This is a genomic window from Nostoc parmelioides FACHB-3921, from assembly GCF_014696625.1.
In the GTDB taxonomy this organism is placed as follows: Bacteria; Cyanobacteriota; Cyanobacteriia; order Cyanobacteriales; family Nostocaceae; genus Trichormus; species Trichormus parmelioides.
In genome coordinates this window covers 113086-129893 of the sequence record NZ_JACJQL010000008.1, presented here as the reverse complement: position 1 = coordinate 129893, position 16808 = coordinate 113086, and the positions used below count along the sequence as shown (strand labels likewise).

12 protein-coding genes are annotated in these 16808 nt (G+C 42.0%); 8 read left to right on the top strand and 4 right to left on the bottom strand.

Annotated elements, in window-relative coordinates; translation table 11 throughout:
* Window positions 1–2: 2 nt before the first annotated feature.
* The 5 genes from H6G14_RS08240 to phnM all read left to right on the top strand — a co-directional run bounded on the left by H6G14_RS08240 (window position 3) and on the right by phnM (window position 4703).
* Window positions 3–608, top strand: a complete 606-nt coding sequence (locus tag H6G14_RS08240) for a phosphonate degradation HD-domain oxygenase (protein ID WP_190566696.1) — start codon at window positions 3–5, stop codon at window positions 606–608.
* Between the two features lie 111 nt (window positions 609–719).
* Window positions 720–1583, top strand: coding sequence for an alpha-D-ribose 1-methylphosphonate 5-phosphate C-P-lyase PhnJ (locus H6G14_RS08235; protein WP_190566763.1), 864 nt, complete (start codon window positions 720–722; stop codon window positions 1581–1583).
* Window positions 1584–1701: 118 nt separating this feature from the next.
* The gene (gene phnK, locus H6G14_RS08230; protein ID WP_190566694.1) at window positions 1702–2475 is read left to right on the top strand and encodes a phosphonate C-P lyase system protein PhnK; all 774 of its coding nucleotides are present in this window, start codon (window positions 1702–1704) and stop codon (window positions 2473–2475) included.
* A 109-nt stretch (window positions 2476–2584) separates the two neighbouring features.
* Window positions 2585–3310, top strand: a complete 726-nt coding sequence (gene phnL, locus H6G14_RS08225) for a phosphonate C-P lyase system protein PhnL (protein WP_190566692.1) — start codon at window positions 2585–2587, stop codon at window positions 3308–3310.
* A 256-nt stretch (window positions 3311–3566) separates the two neighbouring features.
* Window positions 3567–4703, top strand: coding sequence for a phosphonate metabolism protein PhnM (gene phnM / locus H6G14_RS08220; RefSeq protein WP_190566761.1), 1137 nt, complete (start codon window positions 3567–3569; stop codon window positions 4701–4703).
* A gap of 137 nt (window positions 4704–4840) precedes the next feature.
* Here the strand turns inward: phnM and H6G14_RS08215 are convergent, their stop codons facing one another.
* Complete coding sequence (locus tag H6G14_RS08215; protein WP_190566690.1) at window positions 4841–9478, bottom strand: SNF2-related protein; 4638 nt, start codon at window positions 9476–9478, stop codon at window positions 4841–4843.
* A 126-nt stretch (window positions 9479–9604) separates the two neighbouring features.
* Here H6G14_RS08215 and H6G14_RS08210 point away from each other — a divergent pair, with 126 nt between their 5' ends.
* From H6G14_RS08210 to H6G14_RS08200, 3 genes are all read left to right on the top strand, one after another.
* Window positions 9605–10153 (top strand): GNAT family N-acetyltransferase, encoded by a 549-nt coding sequence (locus tag H6G14_RS08210; protein WP_190566759.1) that lies wholly within the window; start codon window positions 9605–9607, stop codon window positions 10151–10153.
* A 168-nt stretch (window positions 10154–10321) separates the two neighbouring features.
* Window positions 10322–12478, top strand: a complete 2157-nt coding sequence (locus tag H6G14_RS08205) for a polyribonucleotide nucleotidyltransferase (RefSeq protein WP_190566688.1) — start codon at window positions 10322–10324, stop codon at window positions 12476–12478.
* Window positions 12479–12813: 335 nt separating this feature from the next.
* The gene (locus tag H6G14_RS08200; protein WP_010998532.1) at window positions 12814–13077 is read left to right on the top strand and encodes a DUF3146 family protein; all 264 of its coding nucleotides are present in this window, start codon (window positions 12814–12816) and stop codon (window positions 13075–13077) included.
* A gap of 73 nt (window positions 13078–13150) precedes the next feature.
* On the opposite strand, the gene H6G14_RS08195 is transcribed toward H6G14_RS08200, so the two are convergent.
* From H6G14_RS08195 to ntcA, 3 genes are all read right to left on the bottom strand, one after another.
* Window positions 13151–13597, bottom strand: coding sequence for a pre-16S rRNA-processing nuclease YqgF (locus H6G14_RS08195; RefSeq protein ID WP_190566686.1), 447 nt, complete (start codon window positions 13595–13597; stop codon window positions 13151–13153).
* Between the two features lie 283 nt (window positions 13598–13880).
* Entirely contained in the window at window positions 13881–15371 is a 1491-nt protein-coding gene (locus H6G14_RS08190; RefSeq protein WP_190566684.1) for a DUF3084 domain-containing protein, read from the bottom strand.
* A 327-nt stretch (window positions 15372–15698) separates the two neighbouring features.
* On the bottom strand, window positions 15699–16370 hold the full coding sequence (gene ntcA, locus H6G14_RS08185; protein ID WP_010998529.1) for a global nitrogen regulator NtcA: 672 nt from the start codon (window positions 16368–16370) through the stop codon (window positions 15699–15701).
* Window positions 16371–16808: the final 438 nt, after the last annotated feature.

Below are 16808 nucleotides of genomic sequence, written 5' to 3'. Positions count from 1 at the left end.
TTATGAAACCCACTATCGAAAACATTATCAACCTATTCACCGAAAAAGGTTCTCAATTATACGGCGCGGAAGCTATTAGTCAACTAGAACACGCCTTACAATGCGCTAGCCTCGCCGAAGCATCAGGCCAAACCCATGAATTGATTACCGCTTGTCTACTCCATGATTTAGGGCATTTAATCCATGACTTAGGTGATAATCCAGCCAGCCAAGGCATAGATGATCACCATGAACATCGTGCCATACCCTTATTACGCCAGATGTTCAGTCCAGCCGTCACAGAACCGATTAGGCTTCATGTCGTCGCCAAACGCTATCTTTGCTCAGTTATTCCCGAATATTGGGAAAACCTCTCAGCCGCATCCAAACTCAGCCTAGAACTGCAAGGAGGCATATTTTCCGCAGAACAAGCAAACCAATTTATTCAACAACCATATGCCGAAGATGCTGTACAGTTAAGAATTTTTGACGACAAAGCCAAAATCACAAATCTCCACACACCCGATTTAAATCACTTCACCCAATTTATAACCGCCTCCTTAAATAAGCTGTCAACCCCTTCGGGGAATTCAAAATTCAAAATTCAAAATTCAAAATTGAAGACTTAGGAGTGGGGGCTTGTACCCAGAATTAATTAATTCAAAATTATTCTATTCTTCCTAACAGAATTTTGAATTCAAAAAATGGTCAACAGCCATCAGTCAACCGTCATCAGTCAAATGAATACTTCTCCCCCATCACCAGAAACAGGCTTTAACTTCGCCTACTTAGATGAACAAACAAAGCGTTCCATTCGCCGCGCCTTGCTGAAAGCCGTAGCTATTCCAGGACATCAAATTCCTTTTTCTTCCAGAGAAATGCCCATGTCTTACGGCTGGGGTACTGGTGGAATCCAGGTTACGGCTGCTGTAATTGGTCAAACTGATGTCTTGAAAGTAATTGACCAAGGTGCAGACGACACCACAAACGCCGTTAATATTCGCCGCTTTTTCCAAAAAGTCTGTGGCGTAAAAACAACAGAAAGTACACAAGCAGCAACTTTACTTCAGACTCGCCACCGCATACCCGAAACACCACTCAAAGACGGGCAGATTTTAGTTTACCAAGTCCCAATCCCTGAACCCTTGCGCTGGCTAGAACCATCATCTGTGGAGACAGGCAAAATGCACGCCTTAGAAGAATATGGGGCTATGTACGTCAAACTTTACGAAGACATCACCACACATGGACACATTGCCACATCCTACGACTACCCGGTCATGGTGCATCACCGTTATTTGATGAGTCCCAGCCCCATCCCTCGCTTTGATAATCCCAAAATGAATATGAGTCCAGCATTGCAATTATTTGGTGCAGGCAGAGAAAAACGCATATATGCAATTCCACCATACACCAAAGTCAAAAGCCTGGATTTTAAAGACCATCCCTTCACTATAGAAAAATGGGATAAAGCCTGTGAGTTATGCGGTTCTACAGAAAGCTATTTGGATGAAGTGGTGATTGACGACCAAGGCGGGCGAATGTGGATTTGTTCAGATACGGATTTTTGTAATGGGAGGAGAGAAGGGGTGACGGTTGACTGATGACTGATGACTGATGACTGGTGACGGTTGACGGTTGACTGATGACTGATGACTGGTGACGGTTGACTAATGACCAATGACCAATGACCAATGACTAATGACTAATGACCAATGACTAATGACTAAACCTCTTTTACAAGTTCACGAATTGAGTAAATCTTACGGTGGGATTAAGGCTTGCGATCGCATTTCTTTTGATCTCTATCCTGGGCAGGTTCTCGGTATTGTTGGAGAATCTGGTTCTGGTAAGTCTACTTTGTTGGGTGCAATAGCCGATCACATTGCAGTTGATCACGGTAATGTTACTTATCTTAGTCGTAGCGGTGAAGACTTAGAAATATTCCAACTTGCGGAAGCTAAACGGCGTTTATTGATGCGAACTGAATGGGGTTTTGTCCAGCAAAATCCCCGTGATGGTTTGCGAATACGGGTGAGTGCGGGGGCGAATATAGGGGAACGCTTGCTAGATATTGGGGTGCGCCACTATGGCAATATTCGGGATGAGGCTGCCCACTGGTTACGAGAAGTTGAAATTGACCCGACACGGATAGATGATTTGCCAGCCCAATTTTCGGGAGGAATGCAGCAAAGATTACAACTTGCACGTGTGTTGGTAACGCGTCCTCGATTGATTTTGATGGACGAACCGACGGGAGGTTTAGATGTGTCAGTGCAAGCGCGGTTATTGGATTTGTTGCGATCGCTTGTCCGCAATTTTCACCTGAGTGTAATCATAGTCACCCACGATATTGGCGTAGTCAGGCTGTTGGCGCACAGATTATTAGTCATGCAACAAGGACAAGTAGTGGAATCAGGTTTAACTGATCAAGTACTTGATGATCCACAACATCCATACACTCAACTATTAGTTAGTGCTGCACTAACGCCCTAATTAGTTGACTGTTGACTGTTGACTGTTAACTGTTAACCGTCAACTGTTAACACCCCCATGAAGTGATTCTTCGTCATCTGTGTCCTATTACTATTGATACTTCTTAACCATGCAATCATTAACTCTTAATCATCATTCAGTAAGCTTTCCTCGCCAAGCACTTTTACAAGTTGAGAATTTGCGAAAAAGTTTTATTTTGCATCAGCAAGGAGGCATTAATCTATCAGTGCTAGAAGGTGTATCTTTGAGCGTTAATACTGGGGAATGTGTCGCTCTTTCTGGCGCTTCCGGTAGTGGTAAATCTACATTTATGCGCTGTCTATATGCTAACTATCGCGTTGATAGTGGTTCTGTGTGGGTGAAGCATGAGGAATCTTGGCTTGATTTGTGTCAACTTGTACCCCACGAAATTTTAGCAGTACGACAGAAAACTATTGGATATGTCAGCCAATTTTTAAGAGTAATTCCTAGAGTACCAGCCTTAGAAGTTGCCGCAGAACCATTGTTGGAATTAGGAATAAATATAGATGTTGCATATAACAAAGTTAAAGACTTATTTCGTCGCCTTAACCTCTCAGAACGACTATGGCATCTTTCCCCCACGACTTTTTCTGGAGGCGAAAAGCAACGGGTAAATATTACTCGTGCTTTAGCAGTTGATTATCCAATTTTGCTGCTAGATGAACCAACTTCAGCCCTAGACTCGACCAATCGCCAAGTAGTAATCGAACTGCTACAAGAGAAAAAAGCTCAAGGTTGTGCATTAATTGGCATTTTTCACGACGAAGAAGTAAAAGCGCAACTTTGTAACCGTGAATTAATTTTTAAGAGTTGATGGTTAACTGTTGACGGTTGACGGTTGATTGTTCTTCAAATGATCCAACAAAGTGTCACCAGTTACCAGTTACCAGTTACCAGTCATCAGTCATAAGTCATCAGTCATCAGTCATCAGTCATCAGTCACCAGTTACCAGTCATCAGTCATCAGTTACCAGTCATCAGTCATCAGTCATCAGTCATCAGTCATCAGTCATCAGTCACCAGTCATCAGTCATCAGTCAACAGTCATCAATCCCCAGTCCCCAGTATTTATGAATGAGCAAATATACACTAACTACCGTCTACAACTACCAGATCAAGAACTGCTGGGTACTTTGGTAGTCCGAGATGGATTAATTGCTGATATTCAGCCAGGAATTCTTACTCATGGTCAAAATGGTGAAGGAGATTATCTTTTACCAGGATTGATTGAATTACACACCGATAATCTTGAACGCTGTATGTCTCCGCGTCCCGGTATTCGCTGGCCTTTAGAAGCCGCGGCCGTTTATCATGACCGAGATTTAGCCAGTGCGGGAGTAACAACAGTCTGTGATGCGATCGCTATTGGTGATGTAGCGGCTGGTTCTCCGCGCTTAACTAACTATGCACCGATGATTGATGTTATCTCCCAAGGACAAGCCGCCGGACGCTTTTGTGTGGAACATCGGATTCATCTACGCTGTGAACTGGCTTATGAGGAGGTGTATGAGATTACAGCAGAGTATACAAATCATCCTCTGTTATCCATGATTTCACTGATGGATCACACTCCTGGTCAAAGGCAGTTTATCCGCTTGGATAAGTTTAAAGAATATTACATGGGTAAACATGGTGTGACTCCTGACCAAATGGACGAGTTTATTTTGGTTCGTCAGCAAAAACAAGCAATATATGCAGAAAAAAACCGTATAGCTTTAGTAGAACTCGCCAAAACTCAAGGTATTTCTTTAGCGAGTCATGATGATGCTACAGTCGAACACGTCCAAGAAGCCTTGCAAGATGGCGTAGTGTTAGCTGAGTTCCCCACGACCTTAGAAGCCGCCAAAGCAGCACACAGCTTAGGATTACAGGTTTTGATGGGTGCGCCGAATTTAGTGCTTGGCGGTTCTCACTCTGGGAATGTTTCCGCAATGGAACTTGTCTTACACAATTTAGTGGATGTGATTTCTTCTGATTACGTGCCTCAAAGCCTACTACAATCTATTTTTATTATTGCCCATAAGACAGATAAGCCGATTTACCAAGCAATGCAATTATTTACTAGTAACCCAGCCAAAGCCATTAATTTATTTGGCGATCGCGGTAGTCTAGAGGTAGGCAAAAGAGCCGATTTTATCACCGTTCATGATGATGGTATTGTACCCCGATTGAAAACAACTATCTGCCGAGGCGATCGCGTTGCTTAACCAAAAAGATAAATTCGCAAATATAGCCTTAGCCAGATAGATTAGGACATCAAGCTAAGATAAAAGGCTTTAAATTCCGTCAACAGTCAACAATCAACAGCCATAACACCCACACGGGATAAATCAATTCACCCGCTTTACTCTGCTTCTTCATCAATTACTGCACTACGATCAAGTATCAATAAGTTGCGGAGTTGATCTGTATCTAATTCCGTTAACCACTCTTCGCCTGCACCAACGACCTGTTCCGCTAGTTGTTTTTTACTTTCAATCATGTCGTGAATTTTTTCTTCTAAGGTGCCGTTGCAAACAAATTTATGCACCTGTACATTGCGAGTTTGACCAATGCGAAATACGCGGTCTGTGGCTTGATTCTCTACGGCTGGATTCCACCATCTATCAAAATGAAATACATGATTTGCCCTGGTTAAGTTCAACCCTACACCACCTGCTTTGAGAGAGAGAATCATAATTGGCGGCCCCTGGGGGTCGTGTTGAAAACGGTCAATCATTTCTTCACGTTGCTTTTTGCTCGTACCACCATATAAGAAAAATATTTCCTGTCCTAATTGTTTTTCTAAATGTGGTTTGAGTAACTTACCCCATTCTGCAAATTGAGTGAAAATTAAAGCACGTCCCGCACCAGCAGCACCATAAGTATTGCTTTCAGCTAATACCTCTTCTAACATTTCTTCTAACCGTTGCAGTTTTCCGGAACTGTATTGTTCTAAGGTATTTGTTTTTAGATATTGCGCTGGATGATTGCAGATTTGTTTGAGTTTAATTAATAAAGCTAAAATCATCCCTCGGCGTTGCAATCCTTCAGCCGATTCAATTTCTGCTAAAGATGTTTCTACCACTTTTTGATAAAGTGCAGCTTGTTCTCCAGTCAAACCACAAAATACTGTCATTTCTTGCTTATCGGGCAAGTCTTGAATAATATCACGGTCTGTTTTCAGACGACGCAGAATAAATGGTTGCACTAAAGCACGCAATTGATTTAAAGATGCTGCATCACCATACTTTTCAATTGGCATAGCAAAGCGTCTTTGAAAGAATTGTTTATTACCTAAGTAACCAGGATTGAGAAAATCTAGAATTGACCAAAGTTCCTGCAATCTATTTTCTACTGGTGTACCTGTTAAAGCAATCCGAAATGTTGTTTCTAATTGTCTGACTGCTTGTGATTGTTTGGCTTCCGCATTCTTCACATTTTGGGCTTCGTCTAAAACAATTATCTGCCAAGAAATACCCTGTAATGATTTGACATCTCTATGAATTAATGAGTAACTTGTGATAACTAGATCATGTTTTTTTACAGCTTCTTGAAATGCTTTCCCTTTAGGACGTTTGTCACCATGATATTGGAGAACTTTAAGTGTAGGTGCAAATTTTCTCACTTCTCGTTCCCAGTTACCTAAAACGGAAGTAGGACACACTAGTAAAGTCGGGTTTTCTAATACATCCTGTTCTTTGAGGTGCAGCAGAAAGGCGATAAATTGAACTGTGTTATGGCAGATAATATTATTAGCGACAAAGTTGTGATGTTCTTCTACTTCAAAGTCGTAAACCCAGCCTTCGTAATCAATTTCTTCGATTTTTTCAACTTTGCAATAGAATACCTCCTTCTCCAGCATCTTTTCTAAAGAGTTTCTGGTAAGAGTTAACTGTTCTACATCTAAACTTTCATAAGCTGTTAAAGTTTGACTTATCCATTTAGAGGCCTTGAGTTGCTGATAATGTTGTTGGGTTTTTCCAGTAATTATCTTGTCCATCCCGATTACGACTTTCTGCAAACTCTCTCTTGAAAATTGCTGTGAGCCGTTAATATAAACAGTATTGTGCATTCCTAAATGCCGCAAAGGCAAGCCTGTGGTTTTAATGGTTTGAGCAACAATATCACTAGCTGGAATGCCTTCAACATTAGTATTATTGATGTGCTGACATATTTTTACTAACTTTGCCTGCTTTTGTGCATTACCAAAACCAATTTCTTGCAAAAATCTTCTAGCAGAATTACCACCGATAACACCGATATAATAAGTACGGAAAATTCGCTTACCATTGGTAGCTGATTTTTGCTTGGGTGAAGTTCTCAACCAAATACCAAAACGTCGCAGTAATGTAGATAATTGCTCAATTAATAAGGGAGATGCTGTGGCAATCTCAATACTCCGCATACTAAAAATTACAGCAGACTCGGCATCGAAATAGTTACGCAAAAATAGGCGTACACTATCTAAATCAGCCTGCATGATAAAAGACGGAATAGATTTTTCTGCTGAAAGTTTACCCCAAACATAACCTTTATTTTCTAAATATTGCCTATAAGTTTGGCTATTAATTTGTAGATAGGGAACTCTGTTTGGATGGCTATAAATTTGCGGGTTGTTAGTTTTGAGATTGTAGCGATCGCCTATACATTGAAATGTCTCTCTGAGTTCGTCTAATAATTTAGTATCCTTTTGGGTAATTTTGACAGTTCCTCTATCAAGTAGTTCATAGCCTTCGGCAATTTGCCAAGCCAAAAACTTGATTAAATTAGGGTCTTCCGGTTGACCATGCCAAATCATTTTAGCAGGTACACAAACGTAATCACCTACCTGTAAATTATTTGCCCAACCCTGATTTATTAACAGTTTGTGGCGATAGGTGATAGTTACACTGCTGCCATCTTGGAGTGTAATTTTTCTTAATTTCTCTCGTATCTGCTGCCGATACAATCGCCTAATAGGAGCCTGGACAATTTTACCAGTCTCTTCATTTATACAATTCACCAACAATTCCGCAGTCGGTTCTGTCCAAAATCCTTCACCATCAAATATGGCTGTACCTGCGTGATTTGTCCAAATAGTTTCGGCTGTCTGTAAAAGCCCATTGACATGAACTAATGTATTAGGCGCTACACATTTACCCAGTCCCATGTCGTCGGCGAGACAAGCACCTAAACCCCAGCGTTCGAGGAATGCTAACCAAGCCGCACCCCTTTCTTGATAAGGACGCAACTTTCCTTGGAAATTTTTCGGCGTAGGTAATGGTGCAACTGCTTGATTATTTGTCAGCGCCCCAATCAATTCTTGTAATGCGCCAGAGGCTTCAAAGCTGACTACGGGTAATTTCTCAATTACTTGTGTATCGCCACTACTTAGACGTAAAGCATCTTCTAAAGATAAGGCCATTTGGTCTTTACGCGCGGAGAAAAAGGCTTCGGCTGTCTTGATATCTTGGGGACGCAACTCCACCCATTCATCGTTAATTTCTACCAACGGGCTTTTTAAAGCTACCAATCTGTCAAATTCCGCTTTAGAAATAGTTTGCCCACCAATCGCTAAGTGCCATTGAAAATTAAGCAAACTCTGCAATCCTAAGCGTCCTGGTTTTTTCTTCGGCGTTTCGGCGGAGATTTTCAAACCCAAGCGGTTTGCCCAGCCTTCACGGTTCGCCAAACTAGGAGGTAAAATCACCCCTAAACCGCTATCTTCAAATCGCCAAGCCACAGCCTTGATAAATTCATAAGCCTGCATGGGGTTGAGATGACAAAATTGGGGTGATTCGGTATCTAAAGTGGGGGCAATGACCGGATACAATCGAGAAGCTAAACCCAAACCTCGCAAAAATGTTTCCTGGGGTTCTTGGATCGATCGCTGTTGATAAATTAGCTGTTCAACAGGATGTTGCCAAATAGTCGTCGCATCTACTAAAAATTCTGGATCATCGGCTGCTTGCAGGAAATACGCCAGTGTCCATTCAGTTTCTCCTGGTTCTGGAGAACGTAATTCAAAACAAGTCCGAAATTGATTTTTACTAGCCAGTTGATATTGTAGCGGCATTGTCCAAGCCTTGAGTGCCGCTTCTAACCGTTCCAAACCAACCGCATCTGCATCAACTGAATTAGATGCACCACTTAACGCTTGCAACCACTGTCGTACCGCCGACGGTAAAGATGCCATCAACCGAGTTTCCATCACAGGCTGATTCCCCACCATCTCCCGCAATTGCGTATCTATCGCACTATTGAGAAAACCCAATATTAATTCCTGTGGCTGACTAGGAAAATCTATATATATAGGAGATGGAGATAATTCCCCATTCCCCAATCTCTGATAAGTCCTACAAACCAAAGGCATCTTCGCGGCAAACTTTTCTAAACGAGTTCCATCTACAGCACTATCTAAAAGTACTTGCCATTTAGCACTTACAGAATTATTAGTTTGTCGTTGGATAATTGGGAGAAACTTAGACCTAGAAATTAAATCTAAACTCCAACGGGCAATTTGTGACCAAAAACGTAAATCTCCACCTAAGAAAGCATTCTCTATGCTAGTAACGTTTAGAGGTAAAGAAGTTAAAAATTTAATTGCAGCATTGGGGGGAAGACAAAAACCTTCTACACGCCAAGGTTGTAAATAAACTTCAAAGTCTGACTCAGATGCTAAAGCAGCAGAATGCACAGGAGAAATTAAAATGGTTTCTTTTTTACGAGGTTGGGAAATTTCCGTTGGCAGGGCAATTATTTGTGAGTGAATCGGTAAATTAATTTTTGCAGAACTTGCTACTTTAGAGGTTCGCTTTTCCGCTTGTTGCGGTAACAACTGAGCGATCGCCTGATGTTGAGACTGCAACCACTCACTTAACTCAGATGCAGACAGCGCCAAGGGATTGAGGGCTATTTCCTCAAAATCAAAATTCACCTGTGGCGATCGCCAAGTTTCCCCCCAAATAAATAAATAACTATCCTGCTCATTTAATATCCAACTACCGTGTAAAATTGCCATTTGTTAACTACTCAGACTTTACTTAAATTAATAAATGTTTATTTTTTGTCTATTAACTATATTTGGTTAAATAAATATCATCTAAAATAAATGTACGTAATTATTGATATATCAAAAATATAAATGATGAATCTACCTCTATATAAAGTACTAAAAAATGGTTCAACTGTAGAATTAGATTATATAAAACCTCAAGAATACGAAGATGTAAGAACGCTACTCAATTTCGTCATTGATGAAGGTAAAACTTATCCACAAAAACAACCATTATCACAACCAGAATTTGCAGCTTACTGGTTAAGTCAAGATGCCTTTGTTATTAGGTTATCTGGTAATAATGGTACACAAAAACCACGAGAAATATTAGGGTCATTTTATATCAAGCCAAACTTTCCGGGACGGTGCAGTCATATCTGCAACGCTGGTTTTATTGTACAACCAGGATTGCGGGGTCAGGGCATAGGTAGATTCATGGGAGAATCCATGCTTTCCCTAGCATCCCAATTGGGTTACGAAGCAGTGATGTTCAATTTGGTCTTTGAAACTAATATACCTTCAATCACCCTATGGCAATCCTTAGGCTTTGATATCATTGGCAGCATTCCTGATGCGGCAAAGCTAGCTGATGGAAATTTGGTAAAGGCGCTGATTATGTATAGGGGTATAGGGGTATAGGGGTATAGGGGTATAGGGGAAGAGTAAAACTAAATTCTTCCCTTACACCCTCACACCCTTACACCCTCCTGATGTTGCTCTTTGTATGTAACAGAAGCCAGCTACAGGGCATAAATGTTAGGATTGCCACAGAGAGAGAATAGCGTGCATAGAAGGAAAAAAAGCTGAATGGCAGAATTTGAGAAGTCAATATCCTTCGATGGAAGGGATATTCGACTGAAAGTAGGCCTACTAGCACCCCAAGCTGGTGGGTCGGTTTTGATAGAATCAGGGGATACAGCTGTTTTAGTCACAGCTACGCGATCGCCAGGTAGAGAAGGAATTGATTTCCTTCCCCTGACAGTGGATTATGAAGAAAGACTGTATGCGGCTGGTAGAATCCCCGGTGGGATTATGCGTCGTGAAGGCCGTCCCCCAGAAAAAACAATTCTCACCAGCCGTCTCATAGACCGTCCCTTGCGTCCTTTGTTCCCTTCATGGTTGCGGGACGACTTGCAAATTGTCGCCTTAACAATGTCGATGGATGAGCAAGTACCGCCCGACGTACTAGCGGTGACAGGCGCTTCCATTGCCACTCTCATTGCTAAAATCCCCTTTAACGGGCCGATGGCAGCAGTGCGGGTAGGCTTAGTGGGCGATGATTTTATTATTAACCCCACCTATGCAGAAATCGAAGCCGGAGACTTGGATCTGGTAGTCGCAGGTTCACCTCACGGTGTGATTATGGTGGAAGCAGGGGCTAATCAATTACCAGAGCGAGATATTATTGAGGCGATTGATTTTGGTTATGAGGCGGTGCGCGACTTAATTAAAGCGCAGCTAGACCTAGTAGCCGAACTCGGTCTGGAAATTGTCCAAGAAGCACCACCAGAGGTAGACCAAACTCTGGAAAATTATATCCGCGATCGCGCTAGCGACGAAATTAAGAAAATTCTGGCTCAATTTGAACTAACCAAACCCGAACGCGATGCCGCGTTGGACGTTGTTAAAGATAATATTGCCACAGCGATCGCCGAACTCCCAGAAGAAGACCCAATTCGTTTAGCTGCAACCGCCAACAGCAAAGCCCTGGGCAACACTTTTAAAGACATCACTAAATACTTCATGCGCCGTCAAATCGTTGAAGATAACGTGCGTGTGGATGGTCGTAAACTTGATCAAGTGCGCCCGGTTTCTTCCCAAGTAGGTGTTTTACCAAAACGTGTCCACGGTAGCGGTTTATTTAACCGAGGGCTGACTCAGGTATTATCAGCTTGTACCTTGGGTACTCCTGGTGATGCCCAAAACCTCAATGATGACCTGCAAACAGACCAATCAAAACGCTACCTCCATCATTACAACTTCCCTCCTTTCTCCGTCGGGGAAACCAAGCCCTTACGCGCCCCTGGTAGACGGGAAATTGGTCACGGTGCATTAGCAGAGAGAGCAATCTTACCTGTACTGCCACCAAAAGAGCAATTCCCCTACGTGATTCGCGTCGTCTCGGAAGTCCTTTCTTCCAACGGTTCCACCTCAATGGGTTCAGTTTGCGGTTCCACCTTAGCGTTAATGGATGCTGGTGTCCCCATCCTCAAACCAGTGAGTGGTGCAGCAATGGGCTTGATTAAGGAAGGTGATGAAGTCCGAGTCCTGACAGATATTCAGGGTATTGAAGACTTCTTAGGTGACATGGACTTTAAAGTCGCTGGTACCGATGCAGGGATTACCGCCTTGCAAATGGACATGAAAATCTCTGGTTTGTCTCTGGAGGTTATTGCCCAAGCTATTCACCAAGCAAAAGATGCTAGGCTGCATATTTTGGACAAGATGCTCCAAACTATCGACACCCCACGCACTGAAACCTCACCTTACGCTCCTCGCCTGTTGACTATCAAGATTGATCCAGACATGATTGGTCTGGTCATTGGCCCCGGTGGTAAGACAATTAAGGGCATCACCGAAGAAACTGGTGCAAAAATCGACATTGAAGATGATGGCACAGTGACAATTTCTGCGGTTGATGAAAACAAGGCAAAAAGAGCGCGTAATATTGTCCAAGGCATGACTCGCAAACTCAACGAAGGCGATGTCTATGCGGGACGTGTAACTCGGATTATTCCCATTGGTGCTTTTGTGGAATTTCTCCCTGGAAAAGAAGGGATGATTCACATTTCCCAATTAGCTGATTACCGTGTCGGCAAAGTTGAAGATGAAGTGGCGGTTGGCGATGAAGTAATTGTCAAAGTGCGCGAAATTGACAATAAGGGACGGATTAATCTCACACGCTTGGGTATACACCCAGATCAAGCAACTGCGGCGCGGGAAGCTGCGGCGGTGAATCGTTAAATCGATTGGGGATTTTAGATATTATCTAAAATCCGCGATGCCTCTTTACGTAGGCATCGCCGTAAAGTTTTTCATTATTGTGAATAATTGCAAGTTCGGCCAATTAGTGACGATATGGTTGCTTTGGTTGGTAATAGGTCATAGGTAATAGGTAATTGTTTTTTACCATGACCAATTACCAATTACCAATTACCATAAGTTCGATATACGAAAATCTATCTCAACCATAAATACTCATTTTGTCAGTTTGTCGATTTGAGCGAAGTTTGGTAAATAAAAGAAATAGCTTACATAGTTAAGCTTGCGCTTTTGTTCCATACTTAACACCAAGCATTGTGAGTGCTAAACCTTTGCCAGAAACTACTGCCCATGTCAAAATCATTCGCCAATCCTGGCAACACGGCTTCCTAGAAGGTGAAGTGAGTGCTGGTGATTTTGAGTGGCATTTCCAGTGGCATTTTCGTCGGGGAGAACTTTTGGTAAAGCCTTCCCAAGGACGCGCTTTAATCAAAGAACCCCTCGGCCGCTTCTTGGAACAGCAAGATTATCAACTAGAGCCAGGAGGAGACTATGCTTTTAAGATTCGCGCACAATTGTGAAACGTGGGCAGGAGGCTGGGGGCAGCGGAGAATAACTATTGACTATTGACTATTGACTATTGACTATTGACTCTTAACCATTAACCGATTCTGTGAGGCGATTGAGATATCTTTCGATTAAAAGAATGGCGACAATATCATCTATTGGGCGGGGCGGCTGACGCATTCCGTGGGGTAGTAGCTTTATTAGTCCTTGAGGAGGATACATCTGCCAATAGCGATCGCGTGCCTCTAAGGTACTATAACGTTCGTCTACTAAGACAATATTTAATGCTTCAGCTAATTCTTGCTGTAGTTTCTGTTTCCAGCGTTTGGCTGTGGTTTGGTTGCCCATAACTAGCATAGAAATGGGAAACTGTTGTCGTAGGGTATTAATGATGGCGATCGCATCTGCGGAAGCAACTACTTGATGATAATAGAGTTGCCGATCCAATCCCATCACCGCTAAACCACATTTATCTTTACCTGGATCAAAACCTAAAATAACTGGTTGTGTGGGAGAAAATGCACTTAAAGTCATAATAATTCCAAAAATAATTATTCAGAATACAAATAAATTTCGAGCAATATATTTATTGATTAACTAACTATTTTTAATATATAGCCGTAGCCAGATAGATTAAGACATCAAGCTAAGACAAAAACCGGAAAACAGAAGGCTTTCAAGCCTGTCAAGCGTCAACCGTCAACCGTCAACACCTATATTTCTAGTATTTTAATTACAACACTTTCTTGTTATCCTCAATCCCTGGAAGTTATTTAATATTGTGAATTTTGAATTGTTCACTCCCTACTTTGTTTATTTAAGTACTCAAAATAACTTTGCCATTTTGGATTGCTACTAATCGCACTCTCAATGGCCCGGCTGTATAAGTATCTTCAGCAGCGATCGCTTTAATTTCTATTGGTTGATCTAACTGACGCAACAAGGAAACAAAGCGCAGAAAAGTACCATCTATTTGGACACCTTCCACAATTCCCGCGTTTCTAGCACGAAATTGGGAAGCGGAAATTAATAAATCTAACCGTTGTCGTAACTGATAAGAGGTCATACTACGGGGATCGGCTGTAGTTGTAGCCAAAACCTCACTCCCAGAAAATACCAGCACATTTCTAGCTGTATCAGCAAAAAACTCTATCTGGTTTTCTCCTCTGACGTAATTACCAGCTGAGAATATTCTGACTACATATTCTCGACCATCATTAATTTGCTGAATCAGTTGCTCAATTCTATCTGGGGTGATACGTAGTAGTTCTATATTTGCCGAGTTTGACCCAGGTTCGCTTAATTCTAAACTGGCATTGCGGTTAGCTTCTTGCAGTAGTTGGAGGATTATCTGACGTGTAGCCGCTACCTGATTAGTCCGAACAACAGCAGAGGCCAAAACTTGACCGCGAACTAATGCTAGTTTGCCTAAACGTAAGTCGCGGTATGACTGGTAATATTTCTCCAGTCGCGCCACTTCCTGTTCTAAATAGTCCTGTTGTGTTTCTAATTCTTTGAGCCGTGACTCTCGTTTGGCAATTACCTCTTCTCGCTGTGCAATTTCCAAGTTACGGTTTTGAATTAGTTTATCTAGTTGGGAAATTTTCTGGTCGCGCTGTTGTAGTGCTTGTTGGCGGTTAGCTAGTTCTCTATCCCGTTGTTCTATGGCTTGTTGACGGTTAGCCAGTTCTCTGTCCCGTTGTTCTATGGCTTTTTTAGCTTCAGCATATAGCCTTTGACGTTCTGTCTTGAGTTGTTCTACTGCCCGTTGTAAGGCTTTTCTTTGATTGTAAACGCTTTGCAGTTCAGCGATCGCTTTTTGATATTGTGTAACTACTTGTCCCAGTCGGCTTTGGGTGCGCTGGTATTGTGCTTGGGTTTGCGCTAAATCTTGCTGTGCTTTTAATTTTTCTTTTTTGGCTTGGTCGCGCTGAGTTTCTACTTGTCTTTTGTCGGTTCTGGTGGTTTCTAGCTCTTGATTAACTTTATTGCGCTCAATTTCTACCTGAGTTTTTTGCTCTTCTGCAACTTTGAGCTGTTCTCGTTTTTGCCTGAGGTCTTTTTGAATATCTTCTAACTCAAAAACCCCTTTCCGCAGTCCTTCATCAGCAATAAATAAAATTGCCAGGGTAGTTGCTGAAATCAGTCCTCCCGTCAAAATTGTCACCAGTACAGCCGTATTTTTGGGGCGTAGATTAAACAGAGAGAGGCGTGCTTTGCCAACTCTTGTGCCGATGCGATCGCCAACAGTGGCAATTACACCTCCCAAAATTAAAATTGCTGCTATGAGGATGTACCCAGTGGTCATCTTCAGCTACCCAATTGAGTCCAGATACAGCCTACTACTTTCAATCATTATTTGTGGAGAATGGGAGGGTGGCAATAGCTGAAGTTACTCAAGATATTAGATTTACTTCTAACTATGGGTGCCATTGAAAAAAATATAACACGTACCACCTCTCATTATTCCAATTGTTTAAAGAGTTCAGAAGGCAAGAGCCAAAATCCAGTATGGGTTCACCGTCACTTGGAGTTAAATAAACGGATTGAAAAAACCAACTAAATCTATAATGACTAGGATTTAGCCTATGGTAATAACTAGCCACATTCTGAATTCTGACTCCTGTATTCTTCTTTAAGTGAACTGTCTGCTGAGAGTCACAGGTTTATGCACAGTAATCTTCTTTTTGTGAATGGAAATCATCTTTTTCTCCCGCAGATCCCCTAGTAGCCTAGTAACAGTAACGCGAGTAGAGCCAATTGCTTCGGCGATCGCCTGATGAGATAACTTTAAATCAATTGTGATTCCATCTGCACAAGGAACACCAAAATCACGACAGAGAATTAACAGAAAACTCACCAATCTCGAACCCATATCTCGGTGCGCTAAGGTTTCAATCATCATCTCTGTTTGTAGAATCCGCGAAGACAGACCCCGCAGCATCAACATTGATAATTCCGGATTTTCCTTTAGTGCTTGCTCAACTTGTTCAATTGGTGCAGAAAGCAATTCTACTGGAGTAAATGCCACCGCATGGTAAAACCTATCCGACTTGTTTCCTGTCAACAAAGACAGGACACCAAAAACACTATTTTCCCGCAGTAGTGCTACTGTAATCTCTTCTCCTGCCTCGTACACCCTGGAAAGTTTCACAGCCCCTTTCAAAAGAAAGTAGACTCGTTCGGCAGGATCGCCAGGAAAAAAGATCGTTTTATTGCGTTCAAACGTTTCGACAACAGGCGGAAAAGCTCCGGTTGCCATCTGACGAAAAACATTTGCTAGGGCCTTATCTTGTGTCACGATCATCTCCCTTCCCCTACCCAATGCCGGAATAACAAAAAACTAAAAACTAATTACCTAAGAATACACCTGAAAAATCAATAAAGCACCGTTAACCTTTCTGTACTTTCCTATACTCAAACGTACAACTTTATGGTTATTTGTTCATAATGATACCCAAATTTTACTATTTTTAGCTAGCAGTTCTTGATAGATACTTCTACTTTCTCTAACCATCAGGTTTTTTGCAGAAAAAATTAAGTAATCTTGAAAATATCTTAAGAAATAACAAACATTTTATTCTAAAAAACGCCCTTAATAATCATCATTTTTGCCAACTATGTATAAAACAAAGATAAAGGGTTTGGAGAAGGGTGTAGGGGTGTAGGGGTGTAGGGGTGCAAATGTTGAAAATCCTTACACCGAGTCTCAACAGATAACCTGGTTGCGTCAGTCCTATCTTGG